Source organism: Shewanella halotolerans, assembly GCF_019457535.1.
Classification (GTDB): Bacteria; Pseudomonadota; Gammaproteobacteria; order Enterobacterales; family Shewanellaceae; genus Shewanella; species Shewanella halotolerans.
This window is the reverse complement of record NZ_CP080417.1, coordinates 4225991-4248185: the sequence shown is the minus strand read 5'-3', so window position 1 is coordinate 4248185 and position 22195 is coordinate 4225991. Positions and strand designations below refer to the sequence as shown.

At 55.9% G+C, this 22195-nt stretch carries 20 protein-coding genes; 4 read left to right on the top strand and 16 right to left on the bottom strand.

The window, feature by feature from the left end; all coding sequences use genetic code 11:
- Window positions 1-6: 6 nt before the first annotated feature.
- From K0H81_RS18355 to gmk, 15 genes are all read right to left on the bottom strand, one after another.
- On the bottom strand, window positions 7-261 hold the full coding sequence (locus K0H81_RS18355) for a phosphopantetheine-binding protein (RefSeq protein WP_011867306.1): 255 nt from the start codon (window positions 259-261) through the stop codon (window positions 7-9).
- A complete protein-coding gene (locus K0H81_RS18350; RefSeq protein ID WP_220043542.1) occupies window positions 239-1060 on the bottom strand; it encodes a lysophospholipid acyltransferase family protein in 822 nt (273 codons plus the stop codon). Before K0H81_RS18350 ends, K0H81_RS18355 begins: the two co-directional genes overlap by 23 nt.
- Window positions 1053-1787: a beta-ketoacyl synthase chain length factor gene (locus K0H81_RS18345; protein ID WP_220059257.1), complete on the bottom strand. Its 735-nt coding sequence runs from the start codon at window positions 1785-1787 to the stop codon at window positions 1053-1055. The genes K0H81_RS18350 and K0H81_RS18345 overlap by 8 nt, the downstream gene beginning before the upstream one ends.
- Window positions 1788-1981: 194 nt before the next feature.
- Window positions 1982-2851 carry a DUF3014 domain-containing protein gene (locus tag K0H81_RS18340; RefSeq protein WP_220059256.1) on the bottom strand — a complete coding sequence of 290 codons (870 nt, stop codon included), beginning with the start codon at window positions 2849-2851 and terminating at the stop codon, window positions 1982-1984.
- Window positions 2852-2977: 126 nt separating this feature from the next.
- A complete protein-coding gene (gene recG, locus K0H81_RS18335; RefSeq protein WP_220059255.1) occupies window positions 2978-5053 on the bottom strand; it encodes an ATP-dependent DNA helicase RecG in 2076 nt (691 codons plus the stop codon).
- Window positions 5054-5210: 157 nt separating this feature from the next.
- Complete coding sequence (locus K0H81_RS18330) at window positions 5211-5807, bottom strand: response regulator transcription factor (RefSeq protein WP_144201664.1); 597 nt, start codon at window positions 5805-5807, stop codon at window positions 5211-5213.
- A gap of 7 nt (window positions 5808-5814) precedes the next feature.
- On the bottom strand, window positions 5815-6906 hold the full coding sequence (locus K0H81_RS18325; protein ID WP_220059254.1) for a sensor histidine kinase: 1092 nt from the start codon (window positions 6904-6906) through the stop codon (window positions 5815-5817).
- Between the two features lie 100 nt (window positions 6907-7006).
- On the bottom strand, window positions 7007-7672 hold the full coding sequence (locus K0H81_RS18320) for a tetratricopeptide repeat protein (protein WP_220059253.1): 666 nt from the start codon (window positions 7670-7672) through the stop codon (window positions 7007-7009).
- Between the two features lie 171 nt (window positions 7673-7843).
- Window positions 7844-8776, bottom strand: a complete 933-nt coding sequence (locus tag K0H81_RS18315) for a calcium/sodium antiporter (RefSeq protein ID WP_220059252.1) — start codon at window positions 8774-8776, stop codon at window positions 7844-7846.
- A gap of 177 nt (window positions 8777-8953) precedes the next feature.
- Window positions 8954-10609: an AMP-binding protein gene (locus tag K0H81_RS18310; RefSeq protein WP_220059251.1), complete on the bottom strand. Its 1656-nt coding sequence runs from the start codon at window positions 10607-10609 to the stop codon at window positions 8954-8956.
- 343 nt (window positions 10610-10952) lie between these two features.
- Entirely contained in the window at window positions 10953-11657 is a 705-nt protein-coding gene (gene trmH, locus K0H81_RS18305; RefSeq protein WP_220059250.1) for a tRNA (guanosine(18)-2'-O)-methyltransferase TrmH, read from the bottom strand.
- Between the two features lie 68 nt (window positions 11658-11725).
- Window positions 11726-12109, bottom strand: a complete 384-nt coding sequence (locus K0H81_RS18300; RefSeq protein WP_011867295.1) for a RidA family protein — start codon at window positions 12107-12109, stop codon at window positions 11726-11728.
- A 34-nt stretch (window positions 12110-12143) separates the two neighbouring features.
- Window positions 12144-14249: a bifunctional GTP diphosphokinase/guanosine-3',5'-bis pyrophosphate 3'-pyrophosphohydrolase gene (gene spoT / locus K0H81_RS18295; protein WP_220059249.1), complete on the bottom strand. Its 2106-nt coding sequence runs from the start codon at window positions 14247-14249 to the stop codon at window positions 12144-12146.
- 13 nt (window positions 14250-14262) lie between these two features.
- Window positions 14263-14544: a DNA-directed RNA polymerase subunit omega gene (gene rpoZ, locus K0H81_RS18290; protein WP_011867293.1), complete on the bottom strand. Its 282-nt coding sequence runs from the start codon at window positions 14542-14544 to the stop codon at window positions 14263-14265.
- Between the two features lie 59 nt (window positions 14545-14603).
- Window positions 14604-15227, bottom strand: a complete 624-nt coding sequence (gmk, locus tag K0H81_RS18285) for a guanylate kinase (RefSeq protein WP_220043530.1) — start codon at window positions 15225-15227, stop codon at window positions 14604-14606.
- A 239-nt stretch (window positions 15228-15466) separates the two neighbouring features.
- Here gmk and K0H81_RS18280 point away from each other — a divergent pair, with 239 nt between their 5' ends.
- The 4 genes from K0H81_RS18280 to K0H81_RS18265 all read left to right on the top strand — a co-directional run bounded on the left by K0H81_RS18280 (window position 15467) and on the right by K0H81_RS18265 (window position 20217).
- Window positions 15467-16666, top strand: a complete 1200-nt coding sequence (locus K0H81_RS18280) for a hypothetical protein (RefSeq protein ID WP_220059248.1) — start codon at window positions 15467-15469, stop codon at window positions 16664-16666.
- Window positions 16667-16753: 87 nt separating this feature from the next.
- On the top strand, window positions 16754-17695 hold the full coding sequence (locus K0H81_RS18275) for an NTP transferase domain-containing protein (protein ID WP_220059247.1): 942 nt from the start codon (window positions 16754-16756) through the stop codon (window positions 17693-17695).
- On the top strand, window positions 17688-18752 hold the full coding sequence (locus K0H81_RS18270; RefSeq protein WP_220059246.1) for a phosphotransferase enzyme family protein: 1065 nt from the start codon (window positions 17688-17690) through the stop codon (window positions 18750-18752). Before K0H81_RS18275 ends, K0H81_RS18270 begins: the two co-directional genes overlap by 8 nt.
- Window positions 18753-18930: 178 nt before the next feature.
- Window positions 18931-20217, top strand: a complete 1287-nt coding sequence (locus tag K0H81_RS18265; RefSeq protein WP_220059245.1) for an acetyl-CoA hydrolase/transferase family protein — start codon at window positions 18931-18933, stop codon at window positions 20215-20217.
- A 203-nt stretch (window positions 20218-20420) separates the two neighbouring features.
- Here the strand turns inward: K0H81_RS18265 and K0H81_RS18260 are convergent, their stop codons facing one another.
- Window positions 20421-22172, bottom strand: a complete 1752-nt coding sequence (locus K0H81_RS18260; RefSeq protein WP_220059244.1) for an amidohydrolase — start codon at window positions 22170-22172, stop codon at window positions 20421-20423.
- Between the last annotated feature and the right edge of the window lie 23 nt (window positions 22173-22195).

Here is a 22195-nt window from a genome sequence, read left to right as displayed (position 1 = left end):
TGCCTCCTAACCGCGTTGAGATTCGATAAAGCTTGCCAGGCTGGCAACACTGTAGAAATGGGCCTTGGTGGCTTCCGAGTTGGCTTCGATTTTGACATCGAACTGCTTCTTGATGGCCAGTCCCAGCTCAAGTGCATCGATAGAGTCCAGTCCCAGACCGTCGCCAAAGAGCGGCGCATCCGTGTCGATGTCGTCGATGCTGACATCTTCGAGATCCAGGCAATCTATGATGAGTTGTTTAATTTCGTTTTGTAAGCTCATAATTTTTATCAAGTTGTTGTTTATAATATTCTTCGAGATCCCGCGTCAACTGACGGGCCATCTTGGCGTCTCCACCCGTTTGAGCATGATACCTGATATGCTCGATAGTTTCGCCTACTTCGACATTCATGCCTATGGTTTGGCGAGGTATCTCATACCAGGGTTCCTGCTTGGTCAGGCCGACGGCATTGGTTCTTAATACCACGGGGATTAGATCTGTGTTTGTGCGCAGGGCGATATTGGCTGCGCCCCTGGCAAATTCGTTAACTATCTCGCCCTTAACGGTACGTGTGCCCTCGGGGAAGATGATCATGTTAGTGCCTTGGGCCAGCACCTCGCTGCAATCCTTGAGCAGGAGATCGGCGCCGCGGTTGGGAATATAACCGGCGCAGGAGACCACGCCCCGCAGGAAGGGGTTGCGCCACAAGCCTTGTTTGACGATACAGCCGACATTAGGCATCAGGCTTATCAATACCACCACGTCGACCAGGGTCGGATGGTTGGCGATGATCACCTTGCCCTTGGCACTTTCCAGTCGATGCAGATCTTGGGTGGTCACCCGAATCACCCCGGCCCAGGTGAGCATACGCACGAAGCCGCGAAACATCAGGTGTACAGCGCGCTGCACCCGGGCGATGCGCACCTGCTGGCTGCCGGGCCAGAATCTGAGTACGGGCAATATGGTGAGTGAGCTGAGCAGGCCCCCTAAACCGAAGGCGATATAGCAGCTCACCCCGCCCAGCCAGCGAGGAATATAGGCGATGCCGGTCAGGCGTTTGGCGACGACCTGACTAGTCATGACAGATCCGCACCAGGTATTGATTCAGGCGCCCCTCGAGCGGTTGCTGGCTGGCGATGGCGTGGATCACTTGGCCAAAGCTCAGCGGCTGCGTCGCCGCTAATTCGGAGGCATCTGGCTTGGTCTCAATGACTAGCTGAGTGCCTGAAACCTGATCTTGGCATAGCGACAACTGCAGCGCGATGGCCAGCGGCAGTTCGGGTTCCTGGGTAAATTCTTTGTAGATATCTGACACGGGCTCGTCGCCAAACACCATCAGCAGCGGCGAGTTGTCCTCCGCCAGTTGTCCATAGGCCTCGACAAGGGCCTGGGTGAGGGTGGCCTCACCGGCGGCAATCGAGGTCGAAGGCGCGCGGTTGTCCGTCAATATGCTGAAGATGCCGCTGGCGGTGTTATGCACCGATTGGCTGAAGCCTATGGGCGAAATGGGCTGCTGGCGCACTATGTCCTGCAGCAGATCCACTGTGCGGTTAAGCTCGCCGTGGCGAGAGGCGAAGATGGTGCGGCATTGTGAGGGCGCGTCGCATTGAAAGGCGACATCCAACAGCATCTTGGTGAGCTTGCTAAAGCGTCGCCTTTGCATGGCGGGTACTTGCTTCAGCGCCGGGGCGGCATGAGCGAGCTGCTCGGCATCTGCTGGCGGCGTTGGCCATGTCTGCCAATCGCTTAAGCACTGGTATAGGGGAGACCAGGCGCCCGCAGAATGAATGTGAAAGTGTAACCGCACTACTTTGCCTCTAAATACAGCGTCTTGCTGATGTTTTCCATAACCAGAAACTGAGCCACAAGGTGTATTTGTGGGGCGGCTATTGTACACCCTTTGACGGGTGACATAAATATGTGATTGATCTGTTGCTAGATAGTGTGAACTGAGGAGATAGGAAAAAGCTCGCCCACGAGGAGGTGGGCGAGCTGGGGTCATCACTGTTTGAGTTGCTTCTTGAGCTTACGCAGGGCGGCCTTGACCTTCTTGCTGTTTTCCGGACCCATGCGGATCATCAGCTTCTGGGCATTGGGCAGGCTCTCGAGCTGAGGGTCGACAAACTTATAGTTTACGCTGACGCTGTCCAGCTCAATCGGTGCGTCGATGACGGGGGCGGATAGCATGACGTCTATCGCCTCTACCATACGGTCATCGAAATTCATGTCGGGATAACCCAGCTCGGCAAAGGCCTCACCCAGCAGCGGCTTCACCTTGTTATAGGTGCTAAGCAGCTGCTCCTCGTCCAGGTTATCGACGAAGTTCGCATAGAGATCATACCTATGGTAGCTGTCGGGATTGAGGTAGGTCTTGTTGGTCACCTCGGAGACGGTAAACTTGCTGTTGGGCGCCTTGAGTGGGCTCACCTTGCGGGCCAGCTCGCCCTGAGCTAGGTTGTCGACGAACACCACGAAGTGTCTGACGATATCTTTCTCGACCAGTAGCGGGTCTATCTTCATGCCATTGGCGACTTCGACCGTCTTGTCATGAACATATTGATCGCTTTCGGCCAGTGTCGGCAGGGTCTCAACCGCCTCGGCTGGTGCTTCTTCTACCTGGGTTTCAGGCTCCGGCGCCAGGTTCTCTGGTTCAGGCAGGGCCGCATCGGTTGGCAAGGGCTGCTCGGGCTCTGGCTCAGGCAGGGTAATAGGGGCTGGCAATTCAGGCTCGGGCGCGGGTTCGTCACTGCCCAGGAAATAGTAGGCGCCGGCGGCGAGCAACACTAATATGATCACCACGGCAATGCTGAGCGCATTGATCCCGCTGCGCGCTGTCTGTGGGGCAATTCTATCTTCTTGACTGACTTGCATGAGATTTCCTTGAATTGTGGCTGGAATAAGCCCTGTGACCACAGAGGCCTCTTTCCATTCTGCAAAATTCACCGGGCTTGTCTAGGGGCGGCCAGCGAAATAAAAAATATTTAATTGTTAGTTGAGTTAGGCCTGCACGTATTGCTGGCGCTCGCCTAACCAACGCAGCACTAGGGCGTCAACGTTTTCCGGCACCTCTTGCATCACATGTTGGGCCAATTTTTGAATGTGGGGGATGAGGGCCTGATCCCGCACTAAGTCCGCTATCTTCATGTCGGCGATACCCGTCTGCTTGGTGCCTAAGACCTCACCCGGTCCGCGGATCTCCAGATCTTTCTGGGCGATCACGAAGCCGTCGTTGCTGTCCCTGAGCACTCCTAAACGTTGGGTGGCGGTATGGGAAAGCGGCGCCTTGTAGAGCAGCACGCAGTGGCTGGCCACGGCGCCACGGCCGACACGCCCCCGCAGCTGATGCAGTTGGGCCAGACCCAAGCGCTCGGGGTTTTCGATGATCATCAGGCTGGCATTGGGCACATCGACCCCCACCTCGATCACTGTGGTGGCCACCAGTAGCTGTATGGTGCCGGCCTTAAAGGCGTCCATGATCGCCTGTTTCTCAGTGGGTTTCATGCGGCCATGCACCAGGCCGATGGACAGCTCGGGCAGCAGCTGTTTAAGCTCCTCGGCCGTGTCTTCGGCGGCCTGACATTCCAGCACCTCGGATTCTTCGATCAGGGTACAGACCCAGTAGGCCTGACGCCCATCTTGCAGCGCGGCCCGGCGCACGCGATCGATCACCTCACCGCGGCGATTGTCTGAGATGGCGACCGTAGTCACCGGCGTTCGCCCCGGCGGCAACTCGTCGATGATGGAGGTATCGAGATCCGCATAGGCGGTCATCGCCAGGGTGCGGGGAATAGGGGTTGCCGTCATGATCAGCTGGTGTGGGTGGAAGCCCTGGCTGATCCCTTTCTCTCTCAGCCCCAGACGTTGATGCACCCCGAACCTGTGCTGTTCGTCTATGATGATCAGCGCCAGACGGTTGAACTCCACCTGCTCCTGAAAGATGGCGTGGGTGCCGATGACGATATGGGCCTCGCCGCTCTTAATCTGCTGCAGCGACTGCGCCCGCGCCTTGCCTTTGAGCTTACCCGCCAGCCAGCCGACCCTGAGGCCGAGTGGCTCAAACCAGGCGGCGAAGTTGTTGGCGTGCTGCTCGGCGAGCAGTTCAGTCGGTGCCATCATGGCGACCTGATAGCCGCTCTCTATGGCTTGCAGCGCCGCCAGCGCGGCCACTAGCGTCTTGCCCGAGCCCACATCGCCCTGCACCAGACGCATCATGGGATGCGTCTTGTCGAGATCTTGGGTGATATCGGCAACCACTCTCTGCTGGGCGCCGGTGGGCTTGAAGGGTAAAGATGCCAGGAAGGGATTGAGCAGCTGCCCGGTGGGCTGCATCGCGATGGCCTTATCATGATTGCTGCGTGCCCTGAGCTGTAACATGCTCAGGTTGTGGGCCAGCAGCTCCTCCTGGATCAGCCTCTGCTGCGCCGGATGTGTGCCCTGCTCCAGGGCAAAGGGGCTGACCTCGCTAGGGGGCCTGTGCAGCAGCTGCAGCGCGTCGACCAATGAGAGCTGATTGGGCCTCAGCTGAGGCGGCAATAGTTCGGTCAGGGCGCCATGGGCCAGCAGGGTCAGGGCCTGATCCGTCAAACGGATCCAGCTGGCCTGCTTGAGTCCCTCTGTGGTCGGGTAGATAGGGGTCAGGGTATCGCTGAGGCTAAAGTCGCTTTCGCCGTGGAGCATCTTGTATTCCGGGTGGATGATCTCCCGATGAAGCTTGCCCCGACGCACCTCGCCGTAGGCACGAATGCGCTCGCCCTCTTCGAGGCCGTTACGCATGGCGGCGGAGAAGTTGAAGAAGCGCAGCGTTATGGTGCCCGAGTCGTCACGTACCGTGCAGGTGAGCATACGCTTGCGGCCCTGGACGATCTGGGTCGATTGTATGACGCCCTCTATGGTGCCGTAGCTACCGGGGTAGAGGGCGGCGATGGGATAGATCTGGGTGCGGTCTTCGTAGCGTAGCGGCAGGTGAAACAGCAGATCCTGGACTGTATTGATGCCGAGTTTCTCCAGCCGCTGCGCCATCTTGGCGGCAACGCCCTTTAACTCTGTCACAGCCATGAGATCGAGTCTATCCACGCTTTGTACCCATTTGATTTAGCGTTCTATTTAACCAGAACCTGAGTCTATTACTGTAAATATATACATATACTATCAGAGTTCGGCATGAACGCAATCTCGCGTTAACCATGGCAGGTTAAAGCCTGGGGTTAAAGCCTGAGGTCATAGTCTGAGGTTACAGCCAGCCCTTTTGCTTGGCGATGCGGGCGGCGTCGATGCGATTGCTGGCATTGAGTTTGGCGATGGCCTCGGAGAGATAGTTACGCACTGTGCCTTCAGCGATGAACAGGGTGGCGGCGATCTCCGCGCTGGAGCGTCCCTCGCTGGCGAGCCTGAGCGCCCGGCGTTCCTTATCGTTGAGGGGGTCTTGTTCGCCGACGGCCATGATGGCCAGTTCGGGATCTATGATGCGCTTGCCACGGCTGACGGCGTTAATTGCCTGGATCAGTGTCTCGGAAGGTGCGTCCTTAAGTAAGAAGCCACCCACGCCCGCCTCGATGGCCCGCTTGATATAGCCTGCACGGCCAAAGGTGGTCAGGATGATGACCTTAATGGGCGCCGCTTGGTTTTGACACCATTGAGCCAGCTCCAGGCCGCTGAGGCCTGGCATCTCTATGTCGGTCAGTAGCAGGTCGAACTCCTGCTGTTTGAGCAGGCTCAGGGCCTGGTCGCCGTCACAGGCCTGGATCACCTCAAAGTCGCCCTCGAGGGTGAGGAGCGCGGCCAGCGCGCCCCTCACCATGGCTTGATCTTCGGCGAGTAGTATCTTCATCCTGTCTCTATCCCTGATTTGGTAACTCGATGATAAATTTCGGGTTTGGCTCGAGCTCAATACTGAGTGTACCCCCTAAGGGGCGCAGTCGCTCACGAATGCCGGTGAGGCCATTGCCTTCGCTGAGCTGCCTCAGCTTACCATTGTCTGTGACCGAGATCCGCAGCCCCTGAGGTGTTGCCGACAGGTCGATATTACAGCTATCGCCCTGGCTATGACGCACAACATTGTTGCACAGCTCGGTCAGGCTGAGGATCAACTGGGTCTCGATTTCCTGTGACTGTGATGGCAGCTCACCAGAGAGGGTGACGGCCATGCCCTTGTCCCTCAGCATCTGGCACAGGTGCGTCAGGGCGGCGTCTAACCCTTTGTGTTTGTAGCCTGAGACCGTTTGGCGGATCTGGCTGAGGCTTTCGCGGGCGATGGTTTCCAGTTCTGCCAGCTCGGCGCTGGCCTGGTCGGCTTGCCCCTTGGCCAATAGTTTGCGCGCCAGCTCGGCCTTGAGTGAGATAGAGGAGAGCGAGTGCCCCATGATGTCGTGCAGATCCCGGGCGATACGTTCGCGCTCTAACATGGTGGCGAGCTGGCGTATCTCCTGCTGACTCTGCCGTTGGGCGCGCTTGGCTTCGACCCGCTTACGCTCGGCCACGCCAAAGAAGCCTACGCCGGTGATCAGGGCGACGCCATAAACCGCAAAGTAGTAGTGAATACCTAGCGTCATGCTTAGCAGCGACAGGATGACGGCCAAGCCGATAAGGCTGGCGAAGGCCTTGGGCAAGGAGTAGTTAAAGCCGATAAAGAAACCGGCAAAGGTAAACAGGGACAGCGAGCCGATATTAACCGGCGTGATCAGACAGGCCAGGGCGATGATCAGCAAGATAGGCTGGTAGGCCGTTTTACTCGGGCTGCGGTGAGCCCAAAAATAGCAGTAGATAAAGGGCACCAGCACGACCAGACTCAGGACTATGTGCCAGATGGGCATAGTCTGCAAGAACAGCGGGATGAAATAGAAGCCCAAGTTGATCAGATAGACCCAGGCGAGCTTGTCTTCGGTCGCCCGCTCGATATCTAGGGTGTTTGGAATAGGGTATTTGTCCATCTTCTTTATCCTAGGTGCCACTAAGTCCATGATGTTGCGCTATGAGTGCTCTAACGCCTAGCCATCTGGCTTAGTGGCAACCGATATTGAGCCGATTACCTTAGTGGTTCTGTTTTAGCAGGAAACTTGCCCAGGCGTAATCGGCCTGTACCTGCAGGGCGGCCTGCCAATCGGCAATGGCTCCCGCCTTGTCACCGAGATTCTGCTTGGCCAAGCCGCGCCAGGTGTAGGCCTCTGCCTCTCCCCAACAGATGTTATCGCAAGGTTCTCGATATAGATCAATGGCTTTTGAGCTAAAAGCGATGGCATCTTTCATGCTGCCGCCATGATCTTTAGGGCTGGAATAGGCGGCGATCGCCTTGACCAGCGCCAGTCGGGGGCTCTGGGGGACCAAGGTTTCGGCGTCATTGAGGGCACCGGCCATCTTAGTGCTGTATTTGGCGGCCTGACTCATGTCTAAGCCTATCTGCATGCCGTAGACTGAGGCCAGTAGAGTGGCGGCCTCGCCTTGGTCGGCAATGGGCGACAGGGTCTTCTCGGCGCGGTTCAATGCTGCTTGGGCCTGGTCCTTCTGGCTGAGAATGTTGGCACTGATGGCCATGCGATAGAGGGCGTAGGCCTGCTCGTAGCCTTGGCTTTGTTCGCTCAATTGGCTCAGGCGACCGATATCCATCCGATTGGCGGCGCTGTCTATCTCGGTAATGTCATTGGCCTGGCTCAGCGGGCTGAGTAGGGCCAGGCTGGTGGCGATGATAAGTGTTTTCATTGGCTTCTCCTTAAGAACCTGTGTTGCGTAATGCCCCGTAGCGGGGTTAAGGAGAGTATCTGCCTGATGGCAATTTTTGTTCAGGCACAGATGTCACCGATAAGGGATGACATTTGTCATTCCTTATCGGCGGGAAAGCTAAATTGGTAGCGCTAAAAAGGCGGCGTTAACTTATAGGGATTGGGCGGAGAGGACTAGGTAGCTCAGGTAGACGAGGTAGCAGAGCAGCAGTAAGGCGCCTTCGCGCCGTCCCACGCGCAGGCCGCTCCAGGCTAGGGGCAGAAGCAGCAGTGCCAGCGAAACCATCACCAACATGTCCAGCTTGGGCACGCTGGCCGTGATGGGATGGATAATGGCGGTTATCCCCAGTATCCCCAATATATTAAACAGGTTAGAGCCCACCAGATTGCCGATGGCAATATCGCTCTCGCCGCGTCTGGCAGCCACCAGTGAGGTGATTAACTCAGGCATGCTGGTACCTATGGCGATGATGGTCAGGCCGATGAGCAGCTCGCTCATTCCCAGTTGTCTGGCGAGGGCCACGGCGCCGTCGACAAAGAGTATGCCGCCGCCGACTAACATGGCGATGCCAATGAGGAGTAGCACCACGGCCAACAGAGGCGCGAGCGGTTTGAGCTCCATCGACTCGGTATCGGCCTGCTGCTTATCGAACAGGTAGTTCATCCCCAGATAGGCGATCAGCATGGAGCTGAGCAGGGCACCGTCCAGCTGGCTGAGGCTACCGTCGCTGATCAGCCCCCAGAAGAGCAGGCTAGCGAACAGCATCAGGGGGATGTCGCGCTTAACCATCATAGATTGCACGCCGATGGGGCGTACCAGGGCGGTCAAGCCGAGGATCAGACCTATGTTGGCGATGTTGGAGCCGACAACATTGCCCAGGGCGATGCCTGAGTTGCCGGCCAGGGCCGACTTGAGGCTCACCGCCAGCTCGGGGGCGCTGGTGCCGAAGGCGACTATGGTGAGGCCGATGATCAGTGGGGTGACGCCGAGTTTTAGGGCCAGCGCACTGGCACCACGGACCAGGAATTCGGCGCCAAGAATAAGGATGAGCAGACCAGCGATAAGGGCTAGCGGGGTGAACATGATTGACTCTCTACAGTAGCGGGGCGCCAAGCATAGAGGCTGCACAATTTTAGGCAACAAAAATTTAGGGGGGAGCTATTAAACTTTGTTTATCTCGTCACAGATTGCCCCATAAAAAACACGCCAGATGGCGTGTTTTTAGGTCATTGTCTTAGCGATTGGGTTTACAAGCTAGGCTTAGAGCTCGTCTTCCCAACGCACCACGCCGCCGCGCTGGCCTTCGACCTTGGCGCTGAATCTCTGCTCCAGCACATGGCGCTTGATCTTCAGGGTCGGTGTCAACACGTCGTTATCTACATCCCAGGGCTCGCTCACCACTATGATGGCATCGACGGTTTCGTGCGATTCCAGGTTAGGGTTGATGCTGTCCAGGGTCGCCTTGAGTGAGGCGCGCACCTCTTCCTTGGGCTGCAAGGCTGCGCCCTCGGAGAGCTGTACCAGGGCAACCGGATGAGGCAGGCCTGAGCCTATGATGCAGATCAGCTCCACATGGGGATCCTGGGCCAGCTTACGCTCGATAGGTACTGGGGCGACATACTTGCCCTTGGCGGTCTTGAAGTTGTCTTTGACCCGGCCCGTGATGGTGACGCAGCCATCGGCGTCGATTGAGCAGAGATCGCCGGTGCGGAAATAACCATCCTCGTCGAAGCTGGCCTGGGTGACTTCCGGCTGCTTGTAGTAGCCGCTCATCAGGCCTGGGCTCTTGACCAGCAGCTCGCCGTTGTCGCCCCGCTTGACGCTACAACCTTCTACCGCGCGCCCGACCGTGCCTATCTTGCTGGCATCGAAGGGGTGGTTGATGATGGAGTAGGCGCTGTTTTCCGTCATGCCCCAGGCTTCACAGATGTTCAGGCCAATCTTGTGATACCAGGCGATCAACGAAGGCGGGATAGGCGCAGAGCCCGAACCGAGCAGGTGACAATGTTCGAGGCCCAACCCTTGATGGATCTTCTTCTTCACCAGCGAGCTGACGAAGGGGATCTTCAGCAGTATGTTGAGCTTGGTATAGCCAATCTTGTCGATGATATTCTTCTGAAACAGGCTCCACAGGCGGGGCACTGAGAAGAAGACGGTCGGTCTGGCTCGCTGCACGTCGGCAACGAAGCTGTCGAGACTCTCGACGAAGGCGACACTGCTGCCGGAATAGAAGGAAGAACCTTCGATGGCGACACGCTCGGTAATATGGGCCAGCGGCAGGTAGGAGAGCAGCCTGTCTTCCACATCTGTCTTGAGATCCCGCACCACGGCGCGGCAGGTCCACTCGTAGCTGGCGAAGGTCTGAATCGCTCCCTTAGGCTTACCGGTCGAGCCCGAGGTGTAGATGATGGTCATGATCTGCTCGGGTGTCGGAGATTCCACCTCGACCAAGGGGTGGCCCAGCTTGAGCAGTGTGTCCCACTGGTATTGCGCCGGCATGGTGTCGTATGGCATGGCCAGTCGCAGTATGTCGCCACCGACCCCTGCCTCCTGATCGGCCCAGTAGTCCAGCTTGCCGATAAAGATCGCCTTCGACTCGCTGTGTTCCAGCACGTAGCGTATGGTGTCGGCATTGGCGGTAGGATAGATGGGCACGCTGATATAGCCGCCATGCATCAGCGCCAGATCGGTAATGAACCACTCGGCGCAGTTCTTCGATAACACTGCCACCTTGTCGCCCGGCTCTAGGCCGAGGTGACGCAGGGCGCCGGCGATCTGCTGCATCTTCTGCTGCACTTCGCGCCAGCTGTAGTTAACGTATTGACCGTTTATGGGTTGTTTCAGGTAGGTGCTGTCGCCATATTGCTCGGCCCAGTGGTGCAACATGTCGACCGGTGATTTGAATAGTGAGTCCATCTTGCCATTCCATCGTTATTCTTGTTAAAGGAGACGCAACTAGGTTCGCTCGGCCAATGCCGGAGCGAGACTCAACAACCCCCATTATTGAGTGGGCCCTTCTCTGCAATGAGAGCGCCTGGCCACTTTTTATGCGCGTCTTTGAGTATGGCGAAGAATGTGATCTATGACAATTGTTTTGCCGGAATAAAAGGCCAATTGTCATAGTCTTAGCTCGAAGGCTCTGGTAGGCATGCTCTGGTAAGAAAGCCCTAGCAAGAATGCCCAGGAAGGAATCCTTTGCCAGGCGAGTATCGGGGCGGTGTGGGGAAAGCGAGGCGTTTCACTTTCCTGCAAAACGAACTTAGGCTTCTGGCTCGGCGTCCGGGTCCGGGGCGCGCATCCGTTGCCACCAGGTCTCGTCGGCGACAATTTGCCCCTGGTCGTCGATGGCGGGATAGGGGATCTTCTTGCGTCGACAGGCCTTGGCATAGACGGGGTGGCCCTGCTCGAACAGCATGGTCTGGCAGTAGGCGTCGTCTAGGGTGCGCTGGCCATACATGCCGGCCTGGGCGCGTTGACGCTGAGCTTCATACATCACCAGGGCAGAGGCCACAGACACGTTGAGGGACTGCACCATGCCTATCATGGGAATGATGATCTGCTGATCGGCAATGGCAAGGCCTTCCTCGCTGACGCCGTCGCGCTCGTTGCCCATGATCACTACTGTCGGCTTGGTATAGTCGATGTCGCGAAAATCCACGGCGGTTTCCGAGAAGTTGGTGGCCAAAATCTGCATGCCCGCCGCCTTGAACTGGGCCGCGGCTTCATCCATGTGGTAGTGCTTGATGGTCTTGACCCACTGCTGGCTACCCGAGGCGGTATTGCCCGAGACACGCATCTCGATATCGGGCCAGACGGCGTGAATTTGATGTATGCCCACGGCGTCGGCGGTGCGGATCACCGCAGCGATATTGTTGGTCTTGTGTACCTTGTCCAAACACAGGGTGAGGTCGGTCTGGCGGTTGTCTAGCATCTGGTTGATGCGTTTGAAGCGTTCTGGACTCATGATGTTTCGTTTGTAATGTTTATCAAGAACAAAGGGCGCCGCAGCGCCCTTTGGTGTCAACTTAGAGCTTACAGCTCCATCACACCATCCATCTCGACCAGCGAGTCTTTCGGCAGCTGCTTAACACCTATGGCGGCGCGGGCAGGATATGGCTGCTCGAAGTAGCGACCCATGATCTCGTTTACCGTGGCGAAGTTGGCCAGATCTGTCATGAAGATGTTAAGCTTCACAATATCCTTCAGGCTGCCACCGGCGGCTTCACACACGGCAGTCAGGTTGTCGAACACCTGTACGACCTGGGCTTCAAACTCGTCGCTGACCATCTGCATGGTTTCTGGATTCAGCGGGATCTGGCCAGACAGATAGACTGTGCTGCCAACTTTAACAGCTTGAGAATAGGTGCCGATCGCCTGTGGGGCCTTGTCGGTTGCAATGATGATCTTCTCTGCCATAACGCTCTCTCTACTTAGGTTAATAGTGGTGGAACTAACGATTACGCGATGTGCGAAGCACTTCCGGCAGTACCCTGATACGGCGCATCACGTTGGCTAAGTGGACCCGGTCGGTGACCGAGATCCGTAAGTTAATCAAGAATACCCGGCCGTCACGCTCTTCGGTGCTCAGGTTATGGATATTCGAACCTTCGGCGGCCACGATAGAGGTGATCTTGGCCAGCGCGCCCTGGTGGTTGACGATCTCGATGCGCAGGTTGGCCTGGAACTCAACGCCCTCGGCGTTATCCCAGTGCACAGGAATATACTTGTCCGGCTCGCCCTGATAGCCGCGGATGTTGGCACAGCTCTCCATGTGCACCACCAGGCCCTTACCCGGGCTCACGTGGGCGATCACCGCATCACCCGGGATGGGGCGACAACAGTTGGCGAAGGAGACCAGCATGCCTTCGGCGCCGCGGATCGGCATCATGTTGGATTCTTTATGTTCGTGCTGCTCGACGCGATCGCCCTTGAGACGCTGGGCGATCACTATGCTCATGGCGTTGCCCAGGCCAATGTCGGCCAGCAGGGAATCTAGGGTGGCGTGTTTGGTCTCGCTCACCACCTTATCGATCTGCTCCTGAGGGATATCCTTGAGCTTGATGTCGCCCAGGGCATGGTTGAGCAGACGCTTGCCGAGCAGTACGGCATCATCTTCTTTGAGGCTCTTGAGCAGCTGTCTGATCTTAGCGCGTGCCTTACCCGTTACCACGAAGTTGAGCCAGGCAGCATTGGGCCGCGCGCCCTTGGCGGTGATGATCTCGATAGTCTGGCCGGAAATCAGCGGCTGGCTCAGCGGGTAGGCCTGACGGTTGACCCGCGCGCCGACACAGGTGTTGCCAACGTCGGTATGCACCTCATAGGCGAAGTCCACCGCGGTGGCGCCTACAGGCAGCTCGAGAATGCGTCCCTCTGGAGTGAAGACATAGATCTCTTCTGGGAACAGCTCTGTCTTGAAGTTTTCGACGAATTCGAAGGAGGTGCTGGCGCTCTGCTGTAGCTCCAGCAGGCTCTGCATCCACTTGCGGGCACGCACCTGAGTCGTGGTGCCTTGCTGGGCAGAACCGGCTCCCTTGTAAAGCCAGTGGGCTGCAACCCCCTTGTCGGCCATCTGATCCATATCCTCGGTACGAATCTGGATCTCCACCGGCACGCCGTGTGGACCAAATAGCGAGGTATGTAGCGACTGATAACCGTTGGCCTTGGGGATGGCAATATAATCTTTGAAGCGACCGGGACGCGGCTTATACAGGCCGTGCATGGCGCCCATGACGCGATAACAGGTGTCGATGGAGTCGACGATCACCCTAAACGCATAGATATCCATCACCTCTTGGAACTGGAGTTCCTTGTTACACATCTTGTTGTAGATGGAATAGAGGTTCTTCTCGCGACCCTTGACCGTGCCCTTGAGGCCTGTGTCTTCGAGGCGAGTCTTGATGGCGCCTTCGATATTCTGAATCAGCTCTTTTCGGTTGCCACGGGCAGACTTGACCACCTCTTTAAGTACCCGATAGCGCATGGGGTAGTAGGCCTGAAAGCCCAGGTCTTCCAGCTCTGTCTTGATATTGTGAATACCCAGACGGTTGGCGATGGGGGCGTAAATTTCCAGGGTTTCCCGGGCGATGCGGCGACGCTTGTCGGGACGCAGGGCGCCTAGGGTGCGCATGTTGTGGGTGCGGTCGGCCAGCTTGATGAGGATCACCCGGATATCCTGGGTCATGGCCATCATCATCTTGCGGAAGTTTTCCGCCTGGGCTTCTTTCTTGTCTCTGAACTTAAGCTTGTCCAGCTTAGAGACGCCTTCGACCAGCTCGCCCACAGATTCACCAAACAGCTCTGAGAGCTCTGCCTTGGTGACAGGGGTATCTTCGATGGTGTCGTGCAGCAGGGCGGCCATGAGCGTCTCATGATCGAGACGCATATCGGCCAGGATGCGGGCAACCGCAACCGGATGGGTAATGTAGGGTTCGCCACTCGTGCGCATCTGCCCTTCATGAGCATCGCGCGCTACCTGATAGGCCTGCTTGAGTAATTCTACCTGCGTCGCTTCTAAGTAACTTGACGCAGACTCCTTGAGACCTTCAAACAGATACAAGTGGCTTCACTCCTTAGATAGTGTTGCGGCCTTCGGCGATGGCGGCAACGGCAGCGATTTCGGCTGCTTCACGTTCGCGGACGGTCTGACGCTCATCGGCGTCCAGTGTGTCGGCGGTAACCAGGCCAAGTTCGATTTCGCGTAGGGCGATAACCGTTGGCTTGTCGTTCTCTTCTTCAACCATAGGGTCTTTGCCCTGCACAGCGATTTGGCGAGCACGACGCGCTGCAACCAGGATCATATCAAAACGGTTGCCGATTTGGTTTACGGCGTCTTCTACAGTTACGCGAGCCATGTATTGAAACTCCAGTGTTTATGGGTGAAAAAATGACGCAAAATTGTACACGATGACAGTTAGTCTGCCAACAGATCATTAAGCATATCATTTTGAGCATGAATTTGACTAGCACGAGTGAGGCGTTGGCTGCGAATAATTGCCTTTAAATCCACCTGTGCCTGCTCGAAGTCATCGTTCACTATGATGAAGTCATATTCACCATAGTGGGAGATCTCCGAGGTTGCCTGGGCCATACGCCCGGCAATGACCTCTGCGCTGTCCTGACCACGGCCGGTGAGGCGACGCTCAAGCTCGGCCTTAGAGGGGGGCAGGATGAAGACGCCAATCGCCTCTGGCATCATCTGTTTGACCTGCTGGGCGCCTTGCCAGTCGATGTCGAGAAACACGTCTATGCCTTTATTCAGCATGACCTCGATCGCCTCTCTCGAGGTGCCATAATAGTTACCGAACACCTCGGCCCATTCGAAGAAGGCCTGCTTGTCGATCAGCGCCTTGAATTCGTCGACGTTGACGAAATGATAGTGCTCGCCGTCGACTTCGCCGACTCTGGGTTGGCGTGTTGTGTGTGACACAGAGACCTTCATATCGGCGGGTTTATCCTGCAAAATAGCGCTAAGAAGTGAAGACTTGCCGGCGCCACTAGGCGCTGAAATGATAAAGAGGTTTCCGCGAGCGGTCATGTAATTGCTATCCAAAGGCTGTATCGTTTTAGGTAGCCAGACATTATACAGCCTAGTAGTAAATTTAGGCTAGGGTCTGTTTATCTTTCCTGCTGATTTCTGACTGGATGGAGATTGCTTTGGACGGGTAATTGTTTGGTAGGCATTAGGCGGGCCGGGAAAATTAACCAAAATTAAGCGTCATCCGGGGCGAGATCCAGTAGACTCTTTGCTGAGATAGCCGTGAAGTGGGATTTTTTATGTCGTTAAACACCTTTTTCTGTCGCCAGGGCGTGGATACCAGCCTGCGTTTTCTTGTCATTAGTGGCGCCTCGCTCTGCCTTATCTATCTCTTCTCCTTACTGTTTGCCGGTCATGGCATCTTGTTACTGTTGGCCCTGCCATTAATCGCCGTCTCGCTGCTCAGCGCCAGCCGTCGTCTGATAGCCGCTCAGCGTCTGCTGGCATTGGCGGTCGTCCCTGGGCCACTGCTGCTGGCAGTGAGCCTGGTATTTGCCGAGCAGGCCTGGCCGAACTGGGTCGCCCTTATCTTGAGTATTCTGGCGGTGGGCTTCATCGTCTCTCGTCCTCGGCCTAAGACATCTGCCCCCTTCGATAGCCTGGGCTACAGTGGCCCCTTGATGGTGAGTAACGAGCGCCGCACCCGGGTTGAGCCCACCCTGGCGGGCGATTCGCCTGCATTTGCTCATGCTCCAGCTCAGGAGCACGCAATAGGGCAAGAGTTGGCGCAGGACAATGAGCCAGGGGGGGAGCAGGCATTTGCCATGGCGTCTGATCTCGATGCGCAGCAGGTCTATCGAAGTGACGCTACAAAAGACAAATATTTTCAAGCTAGCCAGTCCCAAGCTAGCCAACCCCAGGATAGGTTGGCGCAAGGAGTTAATACGCTTGGGGAGCAGCTGGCTAAGCTGTTTGGTACAACCTTAATCGCCATCAAGGGTCATCCTCGCGGCGCCCTGCTAGGCTTCGGTTGCCTGTCGCTGTTGCTTGGCAGCCTGTTCTGGCTTGGGGGCGATGATGCTACCGAACAAGTCGCAGCAGAGTCAGAAGCCGCAGCGCAGATTGCTCAGGCGCCCGGGACAAACATCAAGCAGGTGGCGATGCCAGATGGCTTTAAGGTGCAACTGGAGGGCAAGGTATTGATGCTTAGCTGGCTGGGTGAGCGAGGCGAGCCCAGCACCATCTGGTCCCTCGCCAGCGCCGAGGGTGACAGCAGTTGTAAGAACCTGACCTTTAATAATGGCGTGAGCTATCGGCCGATGACGGTAAGTCTGCTGGCCGACACCTCGACCCAGGCGCGTTTCTCGCCGCTTGATACGCCCGCCATCATCAATGATATAGCCATGCGCGGCAGCCTGACCCTGTGTGGCTTTGAATTTAGCCTCAAGGGCAGTCAGGCGGCGCTGGCCAAGGAGCCGGCTTTCAGGCCTTATCTCTGATTCCCTAATTCCATGAGTATATTATGGGCGGTTACACAGCCGCCCTTATCTCCATTTTTAAGACGAGCCATTGGCTCGTGTGGTTTGATGTCGATGAAGTTAACAGATGCAGTGTCCAATGGGGATGATAATTCATCCCTGACCCTAGTGATCATGGCGGCGGGCCTGGGGAGCCGTTTCGGCGGCGACAAGCAGTTGGCCGAGCTTGGGCCCAAGGGCGAGACCATGTTGCAGCTGTCGATCGCCAGCGCCATTCAGGCGGGCTTCTCGGCGGCCGTGATAGTGACCCGCGCCGAGCTGATCCCGAGTATTAAGGCGCGCCTGGCTGGCTTGCCGTCTCATTTTGCGCTGCATTTCTGTGTGCAGCAGCTGACAGATTTGCCTGAGCTCAGTGGGGAGTCTACGCGCGGTGCTAATCTCGAAGTGCTGGCAAGCAATAGAACTAAGCCCTGGGGCACGGCTCATGCGCTCTGGAGTGCTCGTAATTTTGTATCCGGTCTCATGGCGGTGATCAATGCCGACGATTACTATGGCGATCAGGCCTTCGTCTTGCTGGCTCAAGGCTTTAAGCTGCGGCCGAATCGGTGGCAAATGGTGGCCTATCCCCTCAAGGAGACGCTGTCGGAGCATGGCGGCGTCAATCGCGGCATCTGTGTGACCCAGGATAATCTGCTGATTTCTGTCGAAGAGTGGCTGAATATTGCCTGGCAAGGTGATAATCTGGTGGGCTCGCATCAGGGACGACAGGGCAATTTGGCGCCCGAGGCGATGGCCTCTATGACCTGTTGGGGCTTTACCCCGGACATCTTCGATCTTCTGGGCGAGGCATTGGTGGAATTTGTGACCCAGCAGGGGCATAAGCCGGACAGCGAATGTTATCTTCCCGCCGTGGTGCAAGCCGCCTTAACCGATGAGGCGAAGGCTAAACAGGTATTCGTGAGTCAAACCCCGGACACCTGGTTAGGGGTGACCTATCCGCAAGATATTGATTGGGTAAAACAAAAATTAATGGAGTTACTGGGTGATTGATTTTATAAGGCAGCAGGTGCTGCCGCACTTTGGCGTAACCGCTTCGGCCAAAGTGAGTCCCCTTGGGAACGGTCATATCAATGATACTTTTCTCGTGCGCTGGCCAGAGGGCGAGTTTGTGCTGCAGCGCCTCAACACGGAAGTCTTTACTCAACCCCACGCCCTGGTGAGCAACGCCCAGAAGGTGGCAGAGCATCTGCTCGCCAAACATGAGGCTGGTGAGTATCGCTTGAGTGTGGTGCAGCCGGTGACAGACTCAAAGGGCGAGCTGGCGCTGGACTTAGGCGAACAAGGTTTTTGGCGTGCCATCACCTATCTGCCCTTTAGCCACAGCATAGAGGTGGTCGCCGATGCCGCCCAGGCAGAGTCTGCGGCCAAGGCTTTTGGTCACTTTTCCCGCGCCCTGAGCGATCTCGATGCCAGTCAGCTTGAGGATGTGATTGCCAAGTTTCATCACCTGCCTGGGCGTATCGCCCAGTTGCAAGCGGCAGTCGCTAAAGACAGCCAGGGACGTCTCAAAGACTGTCAGGCCTGGGTGGACTTTGCCCTGTCTCAAGATGAGCTTTTGAGCGAGCTTAGCGAAGTCGAGGTGCAGCTGCCGCCACGTGTCTGTCATAACGACACTAAGATCAATAACATGCTGTTTGATAAGCGCGATATGAGCAGCATGGCGATCATCGATCTCGATACCTGCATGCAGGGACACCTGATGTATGACTTTGGCGACATGGTGCGAACCTTTGCCTCTCCAGAGGCCGAGGACTCCACCAATCTCGCCAGGGTCGAGGTGCGGGAGCCTATCTTCGCCGCCATCTGCCGCGGTTACCTGAGCGAGCTTGGAGAGGTGCTGAGCGATGTCGAGCGCAAGAGTCTGTGGCTGGGCGCCAGGGTGATCTGCCTGATGATCGGGGTACGTTTCTTAACGGATCACCTTAATGGCGATGTCTATTTTCATATTCATCATGAGAACCATAATCTCGAGCGTGCGGCCAACCAGTTTACCCTCTATAAGAGTCTGTTGACCCAAGGGGATAGCCTCAAGGCTTATCTAAAATAGTGCGTGATAAAGGGGGCCGAACGGCCCCTTTTTTGTGGCCACCGGCGTATTTATCTTATGCCGAATAGACACTCTCTTGCTCGAGATCAACTTAAGGTGAACTCATTGATAAGTTTGCTATCAAAGCGTTAAGTTAGTTCGTACACTGCACTCAGTTTTCCGACTATAGGTGAGATAGATGCCACCCATTATCTGTAATACTGCGCGAGAAGCCGTCGCCTTGATCCAGAGCGGCGAGACCCTCTGGACCCATTCCATGGGCGCCACCCCTAAGCTTTTACTCGATGCTTTGGCCGAGCATGCCTTGACCCGGCAAGACTTGACTCTGTTGCAGCTGCATACCGAGTGTGCCGAGTCCCTCAGCGATCCCCACTTAAAAGGTCATCTGCGTCATCGCTGCTTCTTCGGTGGCCTGCCGACCCGGCTGCTACTGCAGCAGGGGGACGCCGATTATGTGCCCATCTTTCTCTCCGAGGTGCCCAAACTGTTTCGCTCCGGCGAGCAGCCCATAGACACGGCGATCGTTCAGGTATCGCCGCCGGATAAGCATGGTATCTGTTCGCTCGGGATCTCGGTGGAGGCAACGCTGGCGGCCTGTCAGGTGGCGGGCAAGATCATCGCCCATATCAACCCCTGCATGCCACGTACCCATGGTGATGGCTTCATCCATTACGACAAGTTTGCCGCCGTGTTCGAGCAGAGCATGCCGCTGCCGCAACATCCGCTGGCGGCCAGCGACGAAACCAGCCTGGCAATCGGCCGGCACGTCGCCAAGTTGGTGCGCGACGGTGACTGCCTACAGATGGGTATAGGTGCCATCCCAGATGCCGTACTCTCCTGCCTCACGGATCATAAAGACCTTGGGGTGCATACCGAGCTGTTTTCCGATGGGGTGTTGAATCTGGTCGAGCAGGGGGTGATCAACAACAGTCGCAAGAAGGTGCATCCAGGCAAGCTGGTCACAGGTTTCGCCCTGGGCAGTCAGCGACTGTATGACTATGTGGACGATAATCCTTCCGTGATCTTCATGGATATCGAACAGGTCAACGACACCTCGATCATTCGCAAGAACCCCAATGTGATGGCGATTAACTCGGCGCTGCAGGTGGATATCTCGGGACAGATTTGCGCCGATTCTCTAGGCACCCGCATCTATTCAGGTGTTGGTGGCCAGATGGACTTTATCCGCGGCGCCGGTCTCTCGGAAGGGGGGCGCTCGGTGATTGCCCTGCCCAGCACGGCGGCGGGCGGTAAGGTGTCGCGTATCGCCAGCGTGTTATCCCCTGGCGCAGGCGTGGTCACCACCCGCGCCCATGTGCATTACATAGTCACAGAATATGGCGCGGCTAATTTGCGCGGCAAGTCGCTGCGTGAGCGCGCCAGGGCGCTGATCGATATCGCTCATCCTGATTTTAGGGAGCAGCTCTGTAAGGAGACCTTCGATATGTGGGGGTTAAGGGTTTAACCTGTTTTTACATTCCATAAAAGCCCCTTGATGTTAAGGGGCTGATTATTAGCATTGGGAAGAATGAAGCGAGAGTCGTAGTGATTTTCATATCCTATGTCTACTCCTTTTGCACATTAGATATAAATTGACTCGTATTGGTTAGACGTGAACCAGCCATAGGAAAGTTCACGTTTCCCCGTTTGACAAGAGTGATTAGCGAATCATTCAGAACGCTCGTAGGTGAAGTTGCCATCCATCATGGTGCGTTCAACCTTGATATCTTGCAGCTTCATGGGGGCGGTTTCGAAGGGGTTCGCATCCAGTACGACAATATCCGCTAGTTTGCCGACCTCCAGGCTGCCAATCTTGTCTTCCATACGAAGTTGCCAGGCAGCATCTATGGTTATCGCCCGTAGTGCCTGTTCTATTGTCATAGGTTTCACCGTGGGTGGGAAGGCCTTGGCATTTGGGTTGGCGGGATCTTTCATCGTGACGGCACCTTGGAGACAAAATAGCGGGCCTTGCATCGTAGGTGGTGTGCTGGGGAGATCGGCACTAATACTCACTTTGACCCCGGCTCTGGCAAAATTAGGATAGAGACCGAAGTAGTTCATGGTGCGTTTTTCACCTAGCAAGCGCAGGGCATCTTTGTCGGTATCACTCCAGTCATTGGTGAAGTTAGGGGTCGAGTTAATTGGAATCTTGTTGTCGATCACGCGTTTTGCGTCTTCCGGGATTAACCAAGTGGCATGATGTAATGCGCTACGGTTATCAGGATCGACTTTTCGGGCGGCGAGGATCCCTTCAATACCGGCATGAGAGGTCCCAGTGCTGTCGGTATGTATCATGCTGTCGAACCCATGTTTGGCAGCTGTAACCATTATCTCTTTAATTTTATTTGGAGAAATACCATAGGCCCCTAATTTGCCTGATTCATAGGGCTTTAGCATGGGGGCTAATTCGACGTTCCAGTTTGCTTCAGGGTGGATCTTGATCTGACGGGCAAAGAGTTTAGGCCCATTGTATTCCTTACGCATCTCTTCCATAAAGCTCATTAATTGATCTAAGTCTGCCTTAGGATTCTTGACGAAAGGTAACACAAAGGTGCGAAGTTTCAGGGTGCCAGCTTGCTCTCGCTCTCTTAGGTTCTTCAGGGCGGCAATCATGTCATCTTGCATACCACCGTTGGTATCTTTCATGTTCGGCGTAACTATGCCTGGATTGAGATAGGTCGTAGTGCCATTACTTGCCGCTAGATTGTGTAGTTTGTCTATGGTTTCGTTAATGATCTTTTCGGCATCCCAAGCGCCGATGGCGACATAGGCTTCCATCCATTGACCTTCTACTCCTGTTCCTGTGGGAGTACCCGATTCATCGCGCTCCCAGTAGATGACATTCTCCTGATCATCGGGTGAGTCTTTGGTGACGCCTGCTATATCCATGGCTTTGGAATTAAGCCAGGCATCATGGGCTGTGAAGTCTAAGATCAGAGCCGGGCGATTGGGCACCGCTTGGTCGAGTTCTTTGGCTGTGGGTCGGCCGCCATACACTCCAGTGGACCAACCTATGCCAATGATATATTTGAGATCTGGATTTTCATCGGCATATTTTTTTACCATTTTGATGTAATCTTCTTTGCTTTTACCATCGAAGAGATGCACCCCTTTACTTGTCCAGCCTGAGCTTATGAGGTGGTCATGGGCATCGACAAAGCCTGGCATGACGGTTTTACCCTTTGTATCTATGATTTTTGTGTTTTCACCAGTCAGCTTGCGTGCACCCGCGGCGTCACCAACATAGATAATTTTGTTGCCCTTGACGGCAACGGCGTCAGCCCAAGGTTGCTTTTCGTTAACGGTAAAGACTTTACCACCAGTGAATACATAGTCTGCCGATTCGTTGGACCATGATATAGGTGTCATTGCGACACTCATCAGCACTGCAACGACGAAGAGGGAAAGCGATTTTTTCATGTTGACTTCCTTAAGAAACACCC

Bases quoted from the DNA above. Each gene is read 5' to 3' on its own strand.
- K0H81_RS18355 (WP_011867306.1), bottom strand. From the start codon at position 261: ATGAGCTTACAAAACGAAATTAAACAACTCATCATAGATTGCCTGGAT.
- K0H81_RS18350 (WP_220043542.1), bottom strand. From the start codon at position 1,060: ATGACTAGTCAGGTCGTCGCCAAACGCCTGACCGGCATCGCCTATATT.
- K0H81_RS18340 (WP_220059256.1), bottom strand. From the start codon at position 2,851: ATGCAAGTCAGTCAAGAAGATAGAATTGCCCCACAGACAGCGCGCAGC.
- K0H81_RS18330 (WP_144201664.1), bottom strand. From the start codon at position 5,807: ATGAAGATACTACTCGCCGAAGATCAAGCCATGGTGAGGGGCGCGCTG.
- K0H81_RS18325 (WP_220059254.1), bottom strand. From the start codon at position 6,906: ATGGACAAATACCCTATTCCAAACACCCTAGATATCGAGCGGGCGACC.
- K0H81_RS18320 (WP_220059253.1), bottom strand. From the start codon at position 7,672: ATGAAAACACTTATCATCGCCACCAGCCTGGCCCTACTCAGCCCGCTG.
- K0H81_RS18315 (WP_220059252.1), bottom strand. From the start codon at position 8,776: ATGTTCACCCCGCTAGCCCTTATCGCTGGTCTGCTCATCCTTATTCTT.
- K0H81_RS18310 (WP_220059251.1), bottom strand. From the start codon at position 10,609: ATGGACTCACTATTCAAATCACCGGTCGACATGTTGCACCACTGGGCC.
- trmH (WP_220059250.1), bottom strand. From the start codon at position 11,657: ATGAGTCCAGAACGCTTCAAACGCATCAACCAGATGCTAGACAACCGC.
- K0H81_RS18300 (WP_011867295.1), bottom strand. From the start codon at position 12,109: ATGGCAGAGAAGATCATCATTGCAACCGACAAGGCCCCACAGGCGATC.
- rpoZ (WP_011867293.1), bottom strand. From the start codon at position 14,544: ATGGCTCGCGTAACTGTAGAAGACGCCGTAAACCAAATCGGCAACCGT.
- gmk (WP_220043530.1), bottom strand. From the start codon at position 15,227: ATGACCGCTCGCGGAAACCTCTTTATCATTTCAGCGCCTAGTGGCGCC.
- K0H81_RS18280 (WP_220059248.1), top strand. From the start codon at position 15,467: ATGTCGTTAAACACCTTTTTCTGTCGCCAGGGCGTGGATACCAGCCTG.
- K0H81_RS18275 (WP_220059247.1), top strand. From the start codon at position 16,754: ATGTCGATGAAGTTAACAGATGCAGTGTCCAATGGGGATGATAATTCA.
- K0H81_RS18265 (WP_220059245.1), top strand. From the start codon at position 18,931: ATGCCACCCATTATCTGTAATACTGCGCGAGAAGCCGTCGCCTTGATC.
- K0H81_RS18260 (WP_220059244.1), bottom strand. From the start codon at position 22,172: ATGAAAAAATCGCTTTCCCTCTTCGTCGTTGCAGTGCTGATGAGTGTC.